Raw genomic sequence first — 20,874 nt, forward strand, 5'->3', positions numbered from 1 at the left:
TTAATAGAAATTTTTAACGTTTAACATATATGGATATAAATAACTAATATATAATATATAAATTTAAAAATTCTACACATAATACATAATTTTTTAACAATACTATAAAATGATATAAAAATCTCAAATTACAAAATATAATATAAAACTATTAGTTTTATAATAGGAATAATAAATTAACTAATAGATAAAATTATTAATTTAGAAGATGATAAGTATTAAATGAATAAACTTAAGAAAGGTGGTAGATAAAATGAGAAAAATGAAGACAATGGACGGGAATACCGCTGCAGCACATATATCATATGGATTTACAGAGGTAGCTTCAATTTTCCCAATAACTCCATCATCTCCAATGGCAGAACATGTTGATGAATGGGTAGCACAAGGAAGAAAAAATATATTTGGTCAACCTGTAAAAGTTGTAGAAATGCAATCAGAAGCTGGTGCAGCTGGTGCACTTCATGGTTCTCTTCAAGCGGGAGCATTAACAACAACTTATACAGCTTCTCAAGGATTATTACTTATGATACCTAATATGTATAAGATAGCAGGTGAAAGATTACCTTGTGTTATACATGTATCAGCTAGAGCACTTGCAACATCTTCATTAAGTATATTTGGTGATCATCAAGACGTTATGGCTGTAAGACAAACTGGGTTTGCAATGCTTGCAGAAGGATCTGTTCAAGAAGTTATGGATTTATCAGGTGTAGCTCATTTAGCAACAATAAAAACTAGAATTCCATTTGTAAATTTCTTTGATGGTTTTAGAACTTCGCATGAGATACAAAAGATAGAAGTTATAGAACAAGATGAATTAGCTAATTTAGTTGATTATAATGCTATTGAAGAATTTAGAAAAAATTCGTTAAATCCAGATCATCCTGTGACAAGGGGAACTGCTCAAAATCCAGATATATATTTTCAAACTAGAGAATCTGTTAATAGATTTTATGATGATATTCCATCTACTGTAGAGGAATACATGAGTGAAATAACAAAGTTAACAGGTAGAGAATATCATTGCTTTGACTATTATGGAGCTGATGATGCAGATAGAATAATAATTGCTATGGGATCAGTAACAGAGACAATTGAAGAAACAGTAGATTATTTAAATGCCAATAAACAAAAAGTTGGTCTTGTAAAAGTTAGATTATATAGACCATTTTCAATGGAAAGATTATTAAAGGTTATACCTAAAACAGTAAAAAGAATTGCAGTTTTAGATAAAACTAAAGAACCGGGATCTATTGGAGAACCCCTATATTTAGATGTTGTTAGAACTTTTCAAAATCAAAATGAAGCTCCAATAATAGTAGGTGGAAGATTTGGTTTGGGTTCAAAAGATCCAAATCCATCGCATATAGCATCAGTTTATGAAAATTTAATTAAAGATGAACCTAAAAATGGATTTACAATAGGAATTATTGATGATGTAACTAATACATCCTTAAAAGAAGCAGAGAATATAGATGCAACTCCTGAAGGAACTACAGCTTGTAAATTCTGGGGATTGGGATCTGATGGTACAGTGGGTGCTAATAAGAGTGCAATAAAAATAATTGGAGATCATACTGATATGTATGCTCAAGGATATTTTTCATATGATTCTAAAAAATCTGGTGGAATAACAGTTTCTCATTTAAGATTTGGTAAAAAGCCTATTAAATCTCCTTACTTAATAGATAAGGCGGATTTTGTAGCATGTCATAATCAATCTTATGTATACAAATATGATATATTAGAAGGCTTAAAGAGAGAAAGTAAATTTTTATTAAATACTATTTGGACTTCAAAGGAATTAGAAGACAGATTACCAGCTAAAATGAAAAGGTTTATTGCACAAAATAATATAGAATTTTATACATTAAATGCTGTTAAAATAGCACAAGAAATTGGTCTTGGTGGAAGAATAAATATGATAATGCAGGCAGCATTCTTTAAAATAGCTAATATAATTCCAATAGAGGATGCAATAAAATATTTAAAGCAAGCAGTTGTTAACTCATATGGTAAAAAAGGCGAAAAAATAGTTAATATGAATAATGCTGCAATTGATGCTGGCGTTGAAGCAATAGTAAAGATAGATGTACCTGCTTCTTGGAAAGTAGCTCAAGATGAAAAATTAGAAGAACTTAAAGATGTACCTGAATTTATAAAAGATATTGTTTATCCTATAAGTAAAGAAGCTGGACATTCACTAAAAGTTTCAACATTTGTAAAAAATAAAATGGAAGATGGTACATTTATGCACGGAACATCAGCTTATGAAAAGAGAGGGATAGCAGTAAATGTACCAGAATGGGATTTAGAAAAATGTATACAATGTAATCAATGTTCATATGTATGTCCACATGCAACGATAAGACCATTTTTATTAAATGAAAAAGAAAAAAGTAATTCTCCAAGTTCTATGAAATTAGTTCAACCTAAAGGCTTAAAAAGTGATGAAAAGTTATATTATACAATTAGTATTACTCCGCTAGATTGTACTGGTTGCGGAAATTGTGCAGAAATTTGTCCAGCACCAGGAAAAGCTTTAATTATGAAACCACAAGATTCTCAACATGAACAAATTGAGGCTTGGAATTATGCAGTTGAAAAGGTAGAAAATAAAAATCCTATGAATAAAAATACAGTTAAAGGAAGTCAATTTGAGCAACCATTACTTCAATATTCAGGTGCTTGTGCTGGATGTGGAGAAACTCCATATGCTAAACTTATAACTCAACTTTTTGGAGATAGAATGATGATAGCAAATGCTACAGGATGTTCATCAATTTGGGCTGGATCAGTACCATCAAGTGCATATACAATTAATCATAAAGGTCATGGACCAGCTTGGGCTAATTCATTATTTGAAGATAATGCAGAATTTGGATTCGGAATGTATTTAGGAGTTGAATCAATAAGAGAAAGAATAGCAGGCAATATTAGAAAAGCAATTGAATCTGATTTATCAGATTCAGCCAAAGATGTTTTAAAAGAATGGTTAGAAAATAAAGATAATGGAGAAGGTACAAGAGATAGAGCAAATAGAGTAGTAGAAGTACTTGAAAATGAAAATAATGAAATTTCAAAAGTAATATTAAAAGATAAAGAATTTTTAGTTAAAAGATCACAATGGATATTTGGTGGAGATGGATGGGCCTACGATATAGGATATGGTGGACTTGACCATGTACTTGCATCTGGAGAAGATATAAATGTATTAGTATTTGATACTGAAATTTATTCTAATACTGGAGGGCAATCATCAAAATCTACGCCAAAAGCAGCCATAGCAAAATTTGCTGCATCTGGTAAAAGGACTAAAAAGAAAGACTTAGGAATGATGGCTATGAGTTATGGGTATGTGTATGTTGCTCAGATTTCTATGGGAGCAGATAAAAATCAAGCTCTTAAAGCGATAGCTGAAGCAGAAGCATATAAGGGACCATCATTAATAATAGCTTACTCTACTTGTATTAATCATGGAATAAAAATAGGAATGTCTAACTCTCAAGAAGAAGAAAGAAAAGCTGTAGAATGTGGATACTGGCATCTTTACAGATACAATCCAACATTAAAAGGAACAAAAAATCCATTTTCTTTAGATTCAAAAGAGCCTAAGAGAGAGTTTAAAGAATTCTTAATGGGAGAAGTAAGATATGCATCACTTTCTAAAGCATTCCCAGAAATAGCTGAAGAATTATTTAAAAAGACAGAAGAAGATGCAAATGAAAGATATAATAATTATAAAAAATTATCTGAAGGAGAATAATTAAATCTTATTCATTTAAAGGAGTACTATAGGAAAGCAATATTATTATAGTACTTCTTTTTATAAAAAATATATATTATTATTTAAAAAGTATACTAAAAATAAGTTAAATAAATATATAAAGCAGAATATTAAAGAAAGCATTTTAAAAAGTAAATAATGCTATGTTAAGAATAAAAATAAAACTAAAAACATATAGCACATTGCTAAAATGTTAATAATACTGAATTATATTAAAAAAATGATAAATTATACCTAAGTTTTTTGTGAAATAATCAGATAATTTAAATTAGAAGTTGAATAATCAAAAAAAATAGATATAGTTTAATTTAATAAGTTTTTTTGAATGTTGAAAAAAATCTAAAATATGATAGGATAAAAACAAGGATTTTGATGTGATAAATTTAAATATATGAAAATGATTTTACAAAAAATTATATTTAAATTTACACATATATCCAAATAAGGTTAAACGAAGGAGAGAGAACTAATGAAGAGAGTGTTTTTTAAAAGAACCTTAGGAGCAGTAGTAGCAGCAGTTACAATAACTACTCTATCACCATTAGGAATATCTGCAGCCGTGAAACAACCTATTAATAATTTAAGTCAATTAAACCAAACTAATTGTATATGGTATTATATTGATTCAAATGGAAAAATACAAATAGGAAATCCTAAAATAAAAGATAGATTTGTATATAATAAGAATTTTGATTGGTTAAATTGTATTGCCAATATTACTGATTCTAATACTGCTAACCTTGCAGTGAACCCTAATAATGTAATAAATGAGAATAATCCAGGAATTAATGGTAGTTCAAATGGAGCAGGTAATATAGTGACTCCAGAAAAACCAGGGATAAATGGAGATGGAGCAGGTAATATAGTAACTCCAGAAAAACCAGGAATAAATGGTGATGGAACGGAAAATATAGTTACACCAGAAAAACCAGGAATAAATGGTGATGGAACAGGAAATGTAGTTACACCAAATAAACCAGAGACTAATCAAAGTTCAAATGGAACAGGAAATACAGTTACTACACCAAATAAATCAGAAAATCAAGATACTACAACTACAAATACAACCACTGTAAATATAAATGGATTAGCTACATTACCGCAAAAATATACTATTAGTATACAATCTAGTGCTGAAAATAAGATCTTAGAATTAATGAATCAAAAAAGAGTGGCAGCAGGATTAAAACCATTAAGTATGGATAATACCTTATTACAAGTAGCTAGATATAAAAGTAACCATATGATTCAATACAATTATTTTGATCATATAAATCCAGATGGAACTAAATGGACAAATTGGTTACAAGCAATAGGGTATAAATACACTGCTACAGCAGAAAATATAGCATATAACACTTATGATCCTGTTGAATTATTTAATCAATGGTGGAATTCTGAAGGTCATAGAAAAAATATGATGAGTCCTTCTTATACTAAAGTTGGTGTAGGAGTAATTTATGCAAAAGATAATAAGAAATATATGGGTACACAAACATTCTCAAACTAGTAAGCTTTGAGAGTCAGTTAATAAAAATTAGTCTTATAAATTAACGATTAATAAAAACGGTAAGTAGTTGTTACTATTTACCGTTTTTATTTGCTATGTTTTAAGTGAATGTTGTATATTTTAAGTAAATTAAACATATATGAATAACTTATATAAAATGTAGTTTAGAAAATTAGATGTATAAAATCTAAGTAAATATTATATATGAAATAATAACTATTAAAATAATATACACATATTTATTATTCTTACATATTATAACAAAGGAAGAATGTTTGATAATATATATTAAATTTTATATAAGTACAGCAATAAAATTTATACAAAATATAAATTAAAAGTATGAAAATATTAAATTAAATGGAGAAGATTGATATGGAAAATAGTACTGAATGGAATAATCATAAGTATGTAAGAAAACATGATAAGGAGGTGCTTAATGAAGCATTAAAAGGATATGTAGGTACTACGTTTACCCCTATAGCTGTTAAAAGTCAAGTATCTAATGGAACAAATTATATATTTATATGTGGAGCAGTAACTATAAAACCAAAGAATAAAATTGATTTTGTAGAAGTACATGTTAATGTTCCTAAGACAGGTGAGGCACAATTAACAAGAATAGAAAAGATAAAATAGCTTTATTAATTATAATAAATATAAATTTACGTAGTAGAGTTATTCTTAGTACTATTTAGATGAAATTTTTTTCATTTAAATAGTACTTTTTTATAGTAGAAAAATATTTAAAATATATTTTATTTTTTAATATTATATAAAGTATTAAAAAGTTCTAGTTAATATTATTAAGCATAAATTAAAATAGGAAGTCTATATAAATAATTCATAATGTTTATTAAGATATTTAGTAGATATTATATAAAATAATTATTTTATATCATCATGTTAAAAAGGAGGTTGAATTAATGGATTTTATGCAATATATAACAGAAAATGCTTTAATATTAATTCCTGCACTATATATAGTAGGATTAGTTATAAAAAATACAGAAAGCATTTCAGATAAATATATACCACTTATTTTATTGTTTCTTGGAGTAATAGGAGCAATATTGCTTATAGATTTTACTATAGAAGCTGTTATTCAAGGAATTCTAGTTACAGGAGCAACGGTATACACAAATCAATTATTTAAGCAGTCTAAAAAAGATAGTTAATATGGATAGGGGTTCTTAGTTTGAGATAGAGAAAAGCTTAATCTGAAACTAAGAACTTTATTTATTTGATATATAGTATACTTAGACTTTTTAATAGACATACATTTAGGTATAACAATTTATAAAGTTTATAAATTATAATAATTTAGTTATTATGGTAAAATGGTTTTAGGTTTTATGATTAGTTATTATGAATATAGGTTAATAATTAATATATATATAAGTTTCAATAAAGTTTGCTTACGAATATAAATCTTAAAATAGTTATAATTGATTTATTTGTAAATAAAGTAAAGAATTTATATAAAAAATTTATGCTATATACGTTTCTAACGAGATATCATTAAGTTAGGATATAATATTTTATACAAAGATTATAAGAGTAATAACTTAATTTGAACATAAATAGAGAGATTAAAAGATTAAGGAGAATATATTTAAATGAAAAGTAAAGAACTAGATATTTTAGAGAAATATTATGGATATAAATCTTTTAGAAAAGGACAAGAAAATATCATTTCAAAAATTGTAGATGGAAATGATGTATTGGCTATAATGCCAACAGGTGGTGGTAAATCAATATGTTATCAAATACCTGCACTTATGTTTGAAGGATTAACAATAGTTATTTCTCCACTTATTTCTTTAATGAAAGATCAGGTAGATGCATTGAAAGATATGGGGATAGAAGGAGAATTTATAAATAGTTCTATAAATGCATCTGAAGAGTTAAAGATTATAAATAATATAAAAGAAGGAAAATGTAAGATATTATATATAGCACCAGAAAGATTAGAATCACATAATTTTTTAAATGTTATATCTAATTGTAATATATCTCAAATAGCTATCGATGAAGCACATTGTATTTCTCAGTGGGGACATGACTTTAGAACAAGTTATACAAAGGTAGCAGGATTTATTAGATTACTAAAAAAACGTCCTATAATTACTGCTTTTACGGCAACAGCATCAGAAGAAGTTAGAGAAGATATTGTAAAGTTATTAGATTTAGATAATCCCCAAATTTTTATTACTGGCTTTGATAGAGAAAATTTATTTATAAATGTAATAAAATCTGGAGATAAGAAGTTATATTTGCATAATTATATGACTAATAATAAAGATTCTTCTGGAATAATTTATGCAGCAACTAGAAAAGAAGTCGATCATATATATGAAGAATTATTGTCTAATGGCTATTCAGTTACTAAATATCATGCAGGACTTTCAGAGAATATTAGAAAGCAAAATCAAGAGGATTTTATATATGATAGAGCTAATATTATGGTTGCAACAAATGCATTTGGTATGGGAATAGATAAGCCTAACATAAGATTTGTAATACATTATAATATGCCTAAGAATATAGAAGGTTATTATCAAGAGATAGGTAGAGCTGGAAGAGATGGAGAAAAAAGTGAGTGTATTTTATTATTTTCTCCTCAAGACGTTCAAATACAAAAGTATTTAATAGAGCAATCAATTGAAAATTTTGAAAGAAAGAATAATCAATATAAAAAACTTAATGAAATGACTGATTTTGTTTATAGCAATGAATGTTATAGGAAATATATATTAGATTACTTTGGAGAAGTTTATGATCATAATTGTGATAATTGCAGTAATTGTTTAAATGAAGGAGAAATAGTAGATAAGACAATAGATGCTCAAAAAGTACTTTCATGTATATATAGAATGAAAAATAAATTTGGATCAGGTATGCTTGTTGATGTTCTTAGGGGATCAAAAAATAAAAAAGTTATTCAATTTAAATTCAATGAACTTTCAACTTATGGAATAATGAAAGATTATTCAAGTGAAGAACTTAAAAATTTTATAAATACTTTAATTTCGCATAGGTATATTTCTGTTGTTAATGGGACATATCCTGTTTTAGGTTTAAATCAAAGATCAATGAAAGTATTAAAATCAGAAGAAAAGGTTGAATTTAAAGAATTTAAGCTAGAGAAGAAAGTTAGAGAAGATAATCAATTGTTTGAAATTCTTAAAGAAATAAGAAAAGAGATTTCAGTGCAAAATGGAGTGCCTCCTTATGTGGTTTTTGGAGATGCAACACTAAAAGAAATGACAATAAAATATCCAATAAATAAAGAAGAAATGCTTAATATATCTGGAGTGGGAGAAGTAAAGTATAAAAAATATGGAGAAGATTTTGAGAATGCAATAAAGAACTTTGTAAAAGAAAATAACATTGAGTTATCTGATCAAACAAAAGAAAAAGAAGAAGCAATAATAGAAAATATTTATTTAGATATAAATACTAATAAAGAATTATTTGATAAATTAAATGAAGTTAGATATGAATTTGCTAAAAAAGAAAATACAATTCCTAAAATGATAATATCTAAAAGTTCACTTAAAGAAATAAGCGGAAGATATCCTATGAATATAGAACAGTTCAAAGACATAAGTGGAATTGGTCCAAAAAAAATTTCATCATATGGAGAAAAATTAATCTCAGTAGTTAATGAGTATGTTTTAGAAAATAATATAGAAATAAATTGGGTTGACAAGAAAAAAAGAAAAGTTATTATAGATGGGGAACATAGAGAAATTAATCAAATTGCTTTAGATATGCTTAAAGAAGGTAAAGATTTAGAAGATATATGTGACGAGATAGAAGTATCAATTTCAACTATTTTAGGGTATATAACAGATTATATTAAGGAATTTGGAGAATATGATTTTAATGTAAGTTTAGAAAAGTTTTATAATGAAGAAGAGGAAGCTTTAATAAGCGAAGTATGTGAAAAATTAGGATATGATAAGGTGAGTGTAATAAAGAAGAATCTTCCATCATATATAAAGTATGAAGCAATAAGAGCAGTAATTTTAAATAAATATTTTTTAGAAAAATAAAGCAATAGGGTGGAATTTATTATGAATATTTTTAGTAAACTATTATATTTAACCATGTTGAAAGTTTCAAAAAAAATAGAAAAAGAGTTTGAATATAATACTAATAATATGAAACAAGTAAATAGAGATTTATTATTAAAAATTTTAAATAATAACATAAATACTGAATTCGGGAAAAAATATAGATTTAAAGAAATAAAATCTATAGAAGAATATAAACAAAATATTCCACTATGTACTTATGATGATTATAAAGAATATATAGAAAAAATAGCACAGGGTAAAAAAAATATTTTAACAACAGATAACGTATCTTATTTAGCTCGTACTTCAGGAACTACTGGAACTCAAAAATTGATACCAATAACTAATTTAGGAAAGAAAGTTGCATCAAAATATAATGGAATATTACCTCAAAAATTTATATATAACAATTTAAAAGATAAATGGAACTATGGAAAAGGGGTTATGATTACAGATATAATTGTAGGAACTTATACTAAAGCAGGTATTCCTATAAGTGCAGCTTCTTCGGGTGGAATGAAATCACTTAAAAATATAATTCCATTTATTTGGACATCACCTGTTGAAGTAATGGAATTAAAAGATAAGGAGTCAGCCTTTTATTTACATGCATTATTTGCATTAGTGGATAAAAATTTAATGTATATAAGTGGAATTTTTGTATCTACTATTTTAGATTTTTTCAGACTTATAGAAGAAAAACATGAATTGCTGATTGAAGATATAAGAAATGGAAAAATAAATGAAAAGATAATTATTGATGATGATATTAGAAAAAAACTTAACAAAAAGTTACATGCATCTAAAAAAAGAGCAGATGAATTAGAAAAAGAATTTTATAAAGGGTTTAATGGAATAGCTAAAAGAATTTGGCCATCAATAGCTTATATTGCATGTGTAACTGGAGCAAATTTTTCATTATATAATAGTAATGTTGAATTTTATATAGATAAACTACCAGTCTGTTCAATTGCATATGGTGCTAGTGAAGGAATGATAGGAATTAATCCTTATATTAATAAAATAGAGTATGTATTATTACCAGATTCATGTTATTTTGAATTTATAGATGTAAAAGATATAGAGAAAAAGAATCCATATACGAGTAATATTGATGAAATTATTATAGGTAAAAGTTATGAAATAGTTATAACTAATTTAAATGGATTATATAGATATAGACTTGGAGACATTGTTAAAGTTGTAGGATTTTATAATAAGACTCCTAAAATAGAATTTTTATATAGAAAAAATCAGTTATTAAATATGGTATCTGAAAAAACTACAGAACAGCATTTAAGGTATGCAATAGATAAAACAGTTAATAAATTAAATTTAAAATTAGTAGATTATACTACTTGTCCAGACAATAATACTACACCAGGAAGATACATTATATATTTAGAACTTAGAAATTTTAATAATGAATATAATATTATGGAAATTGAGAAAAAATTAGATAGTGAACTTAAAAATGCTAATTTAGCATATGGAAGATTTAGAGATAACAATAGACTTGATCAATTAAAACTAGTTATTGTAGAAGAAGGAGCATTTAATAATTTGAAGGACAAGCTTGTAAAAAAAGGAGTATCAAGATCACAATTAAAGGTTCCAAGAGTTATTTCTAAAGATTATATAAAAGATAATATGTTGTTAAAAATATAGATTGATTTTATAAAAAATAACTGTTTTAGAAAGCTTTACGTTTTTAGAATAGTTATTTTTTGTTTTTAATAAAGTATAATTATTTAAAAATCTGCAAGTGAGTTATAGAATTTAAAAATAGAAGTGATGTTTTTAAAGAACAAAATAATTATAATGGATTTTACTTAAAGTTAAAGCAATTTATTTAGGTAATAATATAAAAATTAATAAATATATTTATAGAGTACTAATAAAATTAGAGGAGTGTTAATATTTTGGATCCCTATAAAATTTTAGGTGTAAATGAAGGTGCTTCAGAAGATGAAATTAAAGAAAAGTATGGAAAGATAGTAGAAGAATGTACTGAAATAGAGGAAGATGAATATTCTAAATCTATACTTAAGGACGCCAATATAGCATATGATGTACTTATTAATGGGAATTTGTATAAAGAAGTTAGAGGATTAATTGAAAAAAATAATTTTTTAGCTGCTGAAGCCAAATTAAATGTTGCAGATAATAGAAGTTCGGCAGAATGGAATTATCTTCAAGGTTTTATAGCTGTACAAAAAGGTTGGTTTGATACAGCTTTATCTTATTTAAAAACAGCAACTGAAATAGAACCTAATAATATGGAATATTTAAATAGTTTGAACAGACTTCAATCAAAAGTTATGGAATTTGCAGCCAATTATGCTAGAAAAAATAATGGAAATAAGAATAATAATTTTAATAATAATAATAACATGAATGCATGTGGAGGGGGAGGTGGAAATGGAGGGATGTGTTAATAAGGTAGGATAAAACTATTAGATAGATAAATTTACTTAAAACATAATTTAAAAATAAAAATATTAATATTGATATTAAATGAGTATTATGTTATGATAAATGAGCAGTTGGTACGTAAAGTGCTGATTATGGAGCTTAGAGTGTCCTTCGCCGGTCTCTAAGCTCCTTTTGATATATAAATTGTTTTGCTTAAGTAATCTAGGCTATATTTTAAGTAAATGTTGATATTTATAGTATAAAACTTCATGGACAAAACTTGATTTATGTTAGTCCACTATAATATCAATACTATTTTAAAATATAGTAATAATCTGAAAGGATTTGGTTATTTGAGCTTATTTAAGGTGGGTGAGAATTTTGAAGATATCAGATTTAGAATTGAAATTGCTTAAAAATATATCTAGAGCAAGTTTAATAAAAGGAAGAAAGATATTAGAGAGTAATCGAATAATTAGAGTAAGTGGGAAAAATATCAATGGGATTTATAATTTATATGGAAAAATAAAATGTGATAGCAATATAATTAATTATAATCCTCATTTAAGGATAGATTTAAAAAGTGGAAAGATTTTATTAACTAAATGTGAATGCTTTAATTTAGAATTAGAGGATAATTGTAACAGTATATTTATTTGTGAACATTTAGCTTCTATAATTATAAAATTTTTTGATAAAGCTAAAAAGCAAATCGAATTAAAGAATAGATATATCAAAGAACAAAGTAAAAAGGATTTAAGCAATAATTTAATTGATTATATAACAAAGGAAAATAGAGATAAAAAACAATTAGAGATAGATGTAGCTTTAAAAGAAGTAAAAGATAAGAGTAGAGATTATTTTGAGGCTAGTTTTTTTGTTGGAATTACAACTAAGAATTTAATAAATATTAAAGAATTTATAGAATGTGTCATAAATAGAAAGAACTTTTATATAGGAAAAGGGCTTAATTATAATTATAAGAATCATTATTTTAATGAAGAAGATGAAAACTTAATTAATTTTATAGAAGAATATTTATCAATTTGTAAAAATGATTTTAAAGGAGATGCTATAAAGATATTTCCTGAAAATTTAAGAAGTTTTTTAAATATTATAAGTGGAAAGAAAATTAAGTTTAAATATGATTATCAAAGTTATTTATGTGATATAAAAAAGACTAATTTACCAATAAGTTTTACTTTAAAGAAAATAAAAGATAATTATGTGTTAAGAACTAAAAAAATATTTCCGATTCCACTTAATAATAAAATGAATGTGTTTTTATATGATAGAGAAATATATATTTCTCCTATAAATCACCTTAAAGCCTATAGTAAACTTTATAAAGAATTTAAAGAAAATAAAGAAATTAGAATTTATCAAGATGTTGATATAGAAAAACTTAATAATTTAATTTTGTTATTAGATGAAATATCAACTGAATTTAATATTGATCAAGATATTATTAATGATTTGGATAAATTAATAGATTTTAAGTTTAACTTTTCAAAGAAATTAGATAAAAAAAATTGTGAAGTTAAGATAATAAAAAATAAAGAAGAGATAGATTATAGTGATGAAAGATTGATATTTGATAGAATATTTAAAATGTCTAGAAAAATTAAAAATATTGAAAGAGAATTAAATAAATATAGATTTTACTATATAGATAGAAAGTTTATATTTCAAGGAAATGATGATGAATACTATGAATTTTTAAAATCTGGAATAAATCATATAAAGAAAATAGGAGAAATTAATGATTTAAAAGAAATGAAGGATTTTAAATTATATAATAGTGCTGATATTAAATATTTTTTTAATAAGGATAAAGAAGAGAATGTTAAATTTTCATTCTTATTAAGTGATTTAAGCAATAAAGATTTAAATACAATATATAATGCTTGGAAAGAAAAGAGAACTTATATTAAATTAGAGGATGGTAGTTTCGTTAATTTAGAAGATGAGGAAGTATTGAATTTTTTAAGATTAATAGAAAACTTAAATATAGATTTAATTAAAGAAGATGATTCATATTTAATTGATGAAAATAAATTATATTATTTAAATGAAAAATTAAACAAAGAAGGACTTAATATTAAAGGAAAAGAAGTTCTTAATGAAGTTTTAGATAAGTTAAATTACATAAATAAAGAAGAATTTAGAGTTCCTAAGAATCTTAAAGCTTCTTTAAGAGAATATCAAACAAACGGATATAAGTGGCTTAAAAGTTTAAGTTATTTAGGATTCGGAGGAATACTTAGTGATGAAATGGGATTGGGTAAGACTATACAAATAATTGCATTTTTACTTTCAGAATCAAATACAAGATCTTTAGTTATAACTCCAACCTCTTTAATCTATAATTGGTATGAAGAATTTAGGAAGTTTGCACCGAGTTTAAAGATAGGAATTGTACATGGAGAGTTAAAAAATAGAACTAAGGTATTAGAGGATATTAAAAAATATGATGTTTTAATTACAACATATGGAACATTAAGAAATGATTGTTTAAAATATGAAAATATAAAATTTGATAATTTAATTATAGATGAAGCTCAAAATATAAATAATCCTAAAGCTAAGGTAACAGAAGCAGTTAAAAGTATAGATGCTAAAATAAAATTTGCTTTAACAGGAACCCCTGTAGAAAATAATTTAATTGATTTATGGTCTTTATTTGATTTTATAATGCCAGGATATCTTTTTACTAAAGAAGTGTTTTCTAAAAAATTTATCAATAAAGAAGAAAAATCTAAACAAGAATTAAGAATAATGATAAAACCTTATATATTAAGAAGATTAAAAAGTGATGTTATAAAAGAATTGCCTGATAAAATAGAAAATAAATTTTTTGTAGAAATGACAACAGATCAAAAGAAAATATATAAAATTTATATTAAAGATATACAAAATAAATTAAAGCAAATAGAAAATAGTAATAATAGAATAACTATTTTTTCATATTTAACTAGACTTAGACAACTTTGTTTAGATCCATCACTTATTATCGAAGAATATAAAGGTGGAAGTGGAAAAATTAATGTAGCAAAGGAATTAATAAAAAAATCAATAGAAAATAATCATAAAATCCTACTATTTTCTCAATTTACATCCGTATTACATAAAGTTTGTGATGAACTTAAAAATGAAAAGATTGAATATCTTTATTTAGATGGTTCAACAACTTCAAAAGAAAGAATTAAGCTTGTAGAAGAATTTAATAATAACGAGAAATTAAAGATATTTTTAATTTCTCTAAAAGCTGGAGGGACAGGTCTTAATTTAACATCAGCAGATATGGTAATACATTTTGACCCTTGGTGGAATCCAGCCATAGAAGAACAAGCTACTGATAGAGCTCATAGAATAGGACAGAGAAATGTAGTTCAAGTAATAAAATTAATAACCAAAGAAAGTATAGAAGAGAAGATATTATTACTTCAAGATGATAAAAAAGCCTTAATAGAAGATATAATAACTGGAGAACTAAAAGAGGAAAGATTAATAAACAAGCTAGGTAGAGAGGAACTCTTGGACTTATTAATGATATAATTAAGAATTAAACTCTAGTGTCACATTTAGACACATTCAAAAAATAATAGAGCAGTATGCTAGTCTATTTTGTGTGATACTGCGTCAGCAAATTTAGCTAATAGCTCGTTATTAACTAAAATTACTTTCTTGTCTGACTCAAAATATACAACGCCTCTTTGAGCTATTATTTTATATCATGTGCTTTATTGAAAATCATATCCATTAATACAATATAAATAAAGAATGTATAAATTACTAAAATATAAATATACTAAAAAATTTAGAAAAAAATATTTATATCTAATTTTTTAATGTAACCACTTTTATGTTTGGACATATGATGTAATATAAATATTAAATAAATTTATATTTATTATAATCTTTCAAGAGGAGGAAAATTTATGTCCATTAATTTTAAAAAATTTTCACCACGTCCTGGTCTTGTAAATAAACAAGGACGTTTACCAGATCCTTCAGAATTAGTTTGTATTGAAGTACCTAAAATATTTGATCAATGCTTAATAAAAAGATGTCTTGTATATGGTGAAGGCCCTGATACAAATACAACAGATTGCGAATTGAGAAGCAATCCATTAATAGATCCCAAAAGATACATTAGGAGTAGAGACTTCAATATAAAGTTGATCTCCGTTGATAAGATTCCACTTAAAGGAAAACGTGGTTTTAAAAAAATAATTATTTCTTACATGATTTCTTTCTATGCAGATTATATTGACTGTAATGGTGTAAATAAAAGTGAATTGTTTGAAATTAATAGAACAGATATAATTGGAAAGTTCTATTGTCCTGATTCTATAGCTCAAATTTCTGCTAGCTTTGTACCAGTTCAACATGCTAAAGATTTAGATTCTAATATAATAAAACTTGAAATGGTTGCGGATGCTTTAGATGGTGAATTATTACAAGATGAAAGAGGTAACGATGTTTTAGATATCACTTTAGGTTACTACATTATTGTAAAATGTGAGCTTATTGTACAGCTTCTAATTCCTGCTTATGATTATTGTCCAATTCCAAAAGAACCATGTGAAGAAGATCCAGAAGAAGATCCATGTGAAAGATTTGAAAAAGCTCCAATTCCTAAGTTCTATCCAGATCAAAATTTAGATCCATTATTCATAGATTGTGATAATAATGATGGAGATGATGAGTAGAATAAGATTATCCATATAAGAGGATTTAATTACCTAAAGTTTGTGCAAATATAAATTTTACATTTACGCGTTGTGCTAGTATTTAAAAATGTATTTTAAATAATTATAAATACATTAGTGATAAGATAATTTTATAAAAATTTGTTTCATTTTATTAAACATTACTTATAAGAAATATTAGGTAGTGAAATTATATCATGCAAATTATCAGTTAATACAAAGAAAACTGTAAAATAATCCTTTGAATTATTAAATTTTTCAGTAGTATAATAAGTGAACTCTAGCAGTTTAATTATCCTCCTTATTATTGATTTTTACTTAATTTAATTATGATTTGGCTTATTGAATTTTGTTGGAGTTTTTTTGTGAAAATTAGCTGGCACAACGTATAAATTTAATAAGGAGTTTTATATGATTTATTTAGATAATGCAGCAACATCTTTTCCAAAACCATCACAAGTTTATGAAGAAGTACTAAATTGTATGAAAAATTATGCTGCTAATCCGGGAAGAGGTTCTTATGAGATATCTATAAGAGCAGCTCTAAAAATAATGGAAACAAGAGAAGAAATATGTCAATTATTTAATATTCCTAGTCCATTTAACTTAATTTTTACATGTAATGCAACAGAAGCCTTAAATATAGGAATTAAAGGCGTTTTAAAAAGGGGAGATCATGTTATTAGTACAGTGATTGAACATAATTCTGTTTTAAGACCACTTTATTCATTAAGTGAAGATGGGGTTGAAGTTACTTTGGTAAGTGTAGATAAAGCAGGATATGTTAATATCAATGATATTAAGGAAGAGATTAAGGAAAACACCAAGATGATTATTATCAATCATGTTTCTAATGTATTAGGGAGTATTCAGGATATTAAAAATATCGGAAAGCTTTCAAAGTCAAAAGGAATTATATTTATGGTAGATGCATCTCAAAGTGCTGGAGTTATTCCTATTGATGTGGAACATGATAATATTGATTTATTAGCATTTTCAGGACATAAAGGATTATTAGGACCACAAGGAACAGGAGGATTATTTATACGAAGTGGTATAAAACTAAAAAATTTTAGGGAAGGTGGAACAGGAAGTAATTCTCATTTTATAGTTCAACCAGATTTTATGCCAGATCAATTTGAAAGTGGGACATTAAATATTCCAGGGATTGCAGGGTTATGCGAAGGGATAAAATTTATTAAGAATATTGGAATAAGAACTATACAAAAATATGAAGAAGAATTAATATCATATTTATTGAAGGAATTAAAAAAGCTATCTTATATAAAAATTTATGGAAGTGATTCTGTAAAGCAAAGAAGCACAGCAATTTCATTTAATATAGAGGGGGTTGATGCCTCAATTGTTGGTGAACAATTGAATGAAGAGGGAATAGCTGTACGAACAGGGTATCATTGTGCACCGCTAATACATGATGTGATTGATACAGAATATGCGGGAACAGTTAGAGTTAGCCCAGGATACTTTAATACTTTGGATGATATAGATAAACTATTAGTGACAATAATGAAGATTTGTAAAATAAGATAAGGCACATTCAAAAATAATAGACTAGTATGCCTGTCTATTATTTTTGAATGTGCCTTATTTAAGACAAAGGATGTAGTACATATATAACTATATATGTAATAAAAATATTAGGATGTGAAAGTTATGAATTCTTATAATAATTCAAACTCTCCTTATCAGATTGATAATCCTGGTGAGTATGAAAGATATACAATGCTTGAATATATACTCAAACTACAAAACAGATCAGATGATTTAGATAATATAATTAATTTAATGAGTCCACCTGAAGATATAACCAATATTTGTAAGATGGGAGGGGCTAAGAATATTAAAGTAGCAGTAATTGGTGCAGGAGAGGCTGGATTAGCTGCTGCATTTGAACTTAGAAAAATAGGATGTAATGTTACTTTATTTGAAGCAAGCCAACGAATAGGGGGAAGAGTATACACTTATTACTTTGATAGAAATAGAAAGTACTATGGTGAATTAGGACCAATAAGTATACCAGTATCTCATTACACTACTTGGCATTATATAAATTTATTTAAACTTCATACAAGCCCTTTTGTAAATAATAATGACAATAATCTGTTTTATGTTAGAAATGAACGGGCAGTTAATGATGCTAAAGGTAAAAGTGTTGAAAATAATATATATCCTAAATTTAATTTAAGTGAAGTTGAAAAAAAGAAAGCATGGTATGAACTTTGCGAAAAGATATATGAAAAATATTTAAAATCTCTTTCAGCAGAATTGAGAAAGGAATTAATTCAAGTTAAAGCAGAATATTCAAAAAATATAGTAGAAATAGATAAGTTAAGCTATAGAAATGCATATGAGAATGTGGGTCTTAGTCAAGATGCCATATCAATGTTAGGGTATTTAGAAGGCAAAGAGCAATTTTTTGGTTTAAGTCTTACTGAAATGCTTCAGCAATATTATACAGTAGATCATGAATATACCTATCGCATTACTGATGGCATGATTAATTTACCTCATTCATTATATGAAGCACTTTGCGATAAAAACGAAGATGCTTATAAAGGTATTAGTAAAGAACAATTAGGAAAAATAGAAATAAAAATGGGCTTCCCTGTTAGAGGAATATATAATTCTTCTGCAAAAGATAAAGTTATACTTAAATATAAAGATTATAGAGATAATAAAGAAACATCTGAAGAATTTCATTATGTAATATGTGCTATACCATTTTCAAGTCTAAGGAGAATTGAAATAGGACCTCTTTTTACAACTAAGAAGGTGCAGGCCATCAATGAAATGAATTATGAGATAGCACATAAGATATATTTATATCTTAAGGAAAGATTTTGGGAAATGGGAAATGCATCAAAAAATATAATAGGAGGGAGTACCTATACAGATCTTCCTTTGGTTTCAATGTATTATCCTTCAGATCATGCAAAACCTGTAACTAGTAAATACGGTAAGTGGGTATTAAAACCTGGAGCAAGTCCAGAAGAAGCTGGGGTATTATTGGCTAGTTATAGTTGGGGTCAGGAAGCAGTGAGATTGGGAAATGAAAATCCAGAATTGCAAATTAATGATGTAATGAGATATATAGAAAAAGCTCATGGTCTTTCTCCACATTATCTAGATGATAAATTAATTGATTATAAGTCATTAATTTGGTCAGATGTACAGTATATATGGACAGCAGGAACATTATCAAGGCCAGGGGATAAGACACTTTTTTCATATGCTGTAACAGAACCAGAGATGGGGAATAAGGTGTTTTTTGCAGGAGAGCATATTTCACAGAAACATGTAAGTCAACAAGGAGCTCTTCAAAGTGGAATGATTGCTGCAAATGAAGTGGCAAAGCAAATAAGGGATAATTAAACTTTATAATAAGTAAATGTTTATATAAAAAAGACCTGCATTATATTGATGTAGGTCTTTAATGATTTAGAAGATAAATTATTAATTATAATAAAAGTATAAGTATGCGCAAATAAGTGGATTCGTATTGAATCCACTTTTTCTTTTTAGAATATTTAAATAATTATTTAGATAAATCTATTAAGAGTAAGATGCATGAAATTTATACATCAGGCTCTAAGAGTTCAGGTGCACCAAGTGTGTGTCACATTCACTCTGTGAGTACAAAATTTTATTTAATTGTAGCAGCAGTTATTTGAGTTACATGTTGCTATTGCTCCCAATGTTGTATTTCCAAGAGTAACACTACCCACAATAACAGTTGTATTAGTTGCAACTACTGTATAAGTGCAGCAATCATCGCCACAATTATCACAATCACAAACAAAGAATGCTAAAGGCAAGCTAATTATTGAACCAGTAGCAGCAGGAATTGATAATGTCCAGCTAGGTCCTACTGGAATAGGGTTAAGTTGATTTTTACAAAGCTTAAATACTTGGAAATTTATAGTTCCAGTAAAGTCCGCACTAATAGTTACATTACTTGCAAATTCAAGCTTGATGCATGGATCACACAAGCAAGACGTATTTAAAGTAAGAGAACTAATGGTAAAATTAGAAGTTCCTGTTGGAATGGCAGGGATTGTAGTTGAACTAGGGCAATTACATTTTATAATAGTTGGACATGGTTTCTTTTCTTTTCTACAATAACAATGATCATCATGTTTACAACGATCATGATCATCATAACAATAATTTTTTGACATTGAATTCATAAATGAACCCTCCCTTTAATTGGATAAATTTAATTAGGAATTACTATATGACCAATTAAGTCATAAGGTAATTCTTTTAATGCTTCTCCTATAGTATATGAGTCTTGTAGAAGAATGGTGATGACAATGAGCCAATTTCATTTTACTAATT

At 26.2% G+C, this 20,874-nt stretch carries 12 protein-coding genes; 11 read left to right on the top strand and 1 reads right to left on the bottom strand.

Features of this window, described 5'->3' with window-relative positions:
- The first annotated feature begins 253 nt into the window (after nucleotides 1-253).
- The 11 genes from nifJ to KYD98_RS10695 all read left to right on the top strand — a co-directional run bounded on the left by nifJ (nucleotide 254) and on the right by KYD98_RS10695 (nucleotide 19,908).
- Complete coding sequence (gene nifJ, locus KYD98_RS10645; protein WP_219779985.1) at nucleotides 254-3,769, top strand: pyruvate:ferredoxin (flavodoxin) oxidoreductase; 3,516 nt, start codon at nucleotides 254-256, stop codon at nucleotides 3,767-3,769.
- 490 nt (nucleotides 3,770-4,259) lie between these two features.
- Nucleotides 4,260-5,300: a CAP domain-containing protein gene (locus tag KYD98_RS10650; RefSeq protein WP_219779987.1), complete on the top strand. Its 1,041-nt coding sequence runs from the start codon at nucleotides 4,260-4,262 to the stop codon at nucleotides 5,298-5,300.
- Nucleotides 5,301-5,675: 375 nt separating this feature from the next.
- Complete coding sequence (locus KYD98_RS10655) at nucleotides 5,676-5,939, top strand: hypothetical protein (RefSeq protein ID WP_219779989.1); 264 nt, start codon at nucleotides 5,676-5,678, stop codon at nucleotides 5,937-5,939.
- 287 nt (nucleotides 5,940-6,226) lie between these two features.
- Complete coding sequence (locus KYD98_RS10660; RefSeq protein ID WP_219779991.1) at nucleotides 6,227-6,478, top strand: phage holin family protein; 252 nt, start codon at nucleotides 6,227-6,229, stop codon at nucleotides 6,476-6,478.
- Nucleotides 6,479-6,919: 441 nt separating this feature from the next.
- On the top strand, nucleotides 6,920-9,361 hold the full coding sequence (gene recQ, locus KYD98_RS10665; RefSeq protein ID WP_219779992.1) for a DNA helicase RecQ: 2,442 nt from the start codon (nucleotides 6,920-6,922) through the stop codon (nucleotides 9,359-9,361).
- A gap of 21 nt (nucleotides 9,362-9,382) precedes the next feature.
- The gene (locus KYD98_RS10670; RefSeq protein ID WP_219779994.1) at nucleotides 9,383-11,053 is read left to right on the top strand and encodes a GH3 auxin-responsive promoter family protein; all 1,671 of its coding nucleotides are present in this window, start codon (nucleotides 9,383-9,385) and stop codon (nucleotides 11,051-11,053) included.
- Nucleotides 11,054-11,307: 254 nt separating this feature from the next.
- On the top strand, nucleotides 11,308-11,823 hold the full coding sequence (locus KYD98_RS10675; RefSeq protein ID WP_219779996.1) for a J domain-containing protein: 516 nt from the start codon (nucleotides 11,308-11,310) through the stop codon (nucleotides 11,821-11,823).
- 349 nt (nucleotides 11,824-12,172) lie between these two features.
- Nucleotides 12,173-15,358 (top strand): DEAD/DEAH box helicase, encoded by a 3,186-nt coding sequence (locus KYD98_RS10680; protein ID WP_308462453.1) that lies wholly within the window; start codon nucleotides 12,173-12,175, stop codon nucleotides 15,356-15,358.
- Between the two features lie 383 nt (nucleotides 15,359-15,741).
- Nucleotides 15,742-16,515 carry a hypothetical protein gene (locus KYD98_RS10685; RefSeq protein WP_219780000.1) on the top strand — a complete coding sequence of 258 codons (774 nt, stop codon included), beginning with the start codon at nucleotides 15,742-15,744 and terminating at the stop codon, nucleotides 16,513-16,515.
- Between the two features lie 411 nt (nucleotides 16,516-16,926).
- Nucleotides 16,927-18,066 (top strand): aminotransferase class V-fold PLP-dependent enzyme, encoded by a 1,140-nt coding sequence (locus KYD98_RS10690; RefSeq protein ID WP_219780002.1) that lies wholly within the window; start codon nucleotides 16,927-16,929, stop codon nucleotides 18,064-18,066.
- Nucleotides 18,067-18,189: 123 nt separating this feature from the next.
- Nucleotides 18,190-19,908, top strand: coding sequence for a flavin monoamine oxidase family protein (locus KYD98_RS10695; RefSeq protein WP_219780004.1), 1,719 nt, complete (start codon nucleotides 18,190-18,192; stop codon nucleotides 19,906-19,908).
- Between the two features lie 275 nt (nucleotides 19,909-20,183).
- Here the strand turns inward: KYD98_RS10695 and KYD98_RS10700 are convergent, their stop codons facing one another.
- The gene (locus KYD98_RS10700) at nucleotides 20,184-20,723 is read right to left on the bottom strand and encodes a DUF4489 domain-containing protein (RefSeq protein ID WP_219780006.1); all 540 of its coding nucleotides are present in this window, start codon (nucleotides 20,721-20,723) and stop codon (nucleotides 20,184-20,186) included.
- Between the last annotated feature and the right edge of the window lie 151 nt (nucleotides 20,724-20,874).

Origin of the sequence: Clostridium weizhouense, assembly GCF_019431045.1 — a bacterium.
Lineage (GTDB): Bacteria > Bacillota > Clostridia > Clostridiales > Clostridiaceae > Clostridium > Clostridium weizhouense.

Bases quoted from the DNA above. Each gene is read 5' to 3' on its own strand.
- KYD98_RS10655 (WP_219779989.1), top strand. From the start codon at position 5,676: ATGGAAAATAGTACTGAATGGAATAATCATAAGTATGTAAGAAAACAT.
- KYD98_RS10670 (WP_219779994.1), top strand. From the start codon at position 9,383: ATGAATATTTTTAGTAAACTATTATATTTAACCATGTTGAAAGTTTCA.
- KYD98_RS10685 (WP_219780000.1), top strand. From the start codon at position 15,742: ATGTCCATTAATTTTAAAAAATTTTCACCACGTCCTGGTCTTGTAAAT.
- nifJ (WP_219779985.1), top strand. From the start codon at position 254: ATGAGAAAAATGAAGACAATGGACGGGAATACCGCTGCAGCACATATA.
- KYD98_RS10695 (WP_219780004.1), top strand. From the start codon at position 18,190: ATGAATTCTTATAATAATTCAAACTCTCCTTATCAGATTGATAATCCT.
- KYD98_RS10660 (WP_219779991.1), top strand. From the start codon at position 6,227: ATGGATTTTATGCAATATATAACAGAAAATGCTTTAATATTAATTCCT.
- KYD98_RS10700 (WP_219780006.1), bottom strand. From the start codon at position 20,723: ATGAATTCAATGTCAAAAAATTATTGTTATGATGATCATGATCGTTGT.
- KYD98_RS10690 (WP_219780002.1), top strand. From the start codon at position 16,927: ATGATTTATTTAGATAATGCAGCAACATCTTTTCCAAAACCATCACAA.
- recQ (WP_219779992.1), top strand. From the start codon at position 6,920: ATGAAAAGTAAAGAACTAGATATTTTAGAGAAATATTATGGATATAAA.
- KYD98_RS10650 (WP_219779987.1), top strand. From the start codon at position 4,260: ATGAAGAGAGTGTTTTTTAAAAGAACCTTAGGAGCAGTAGTAGCAGCA.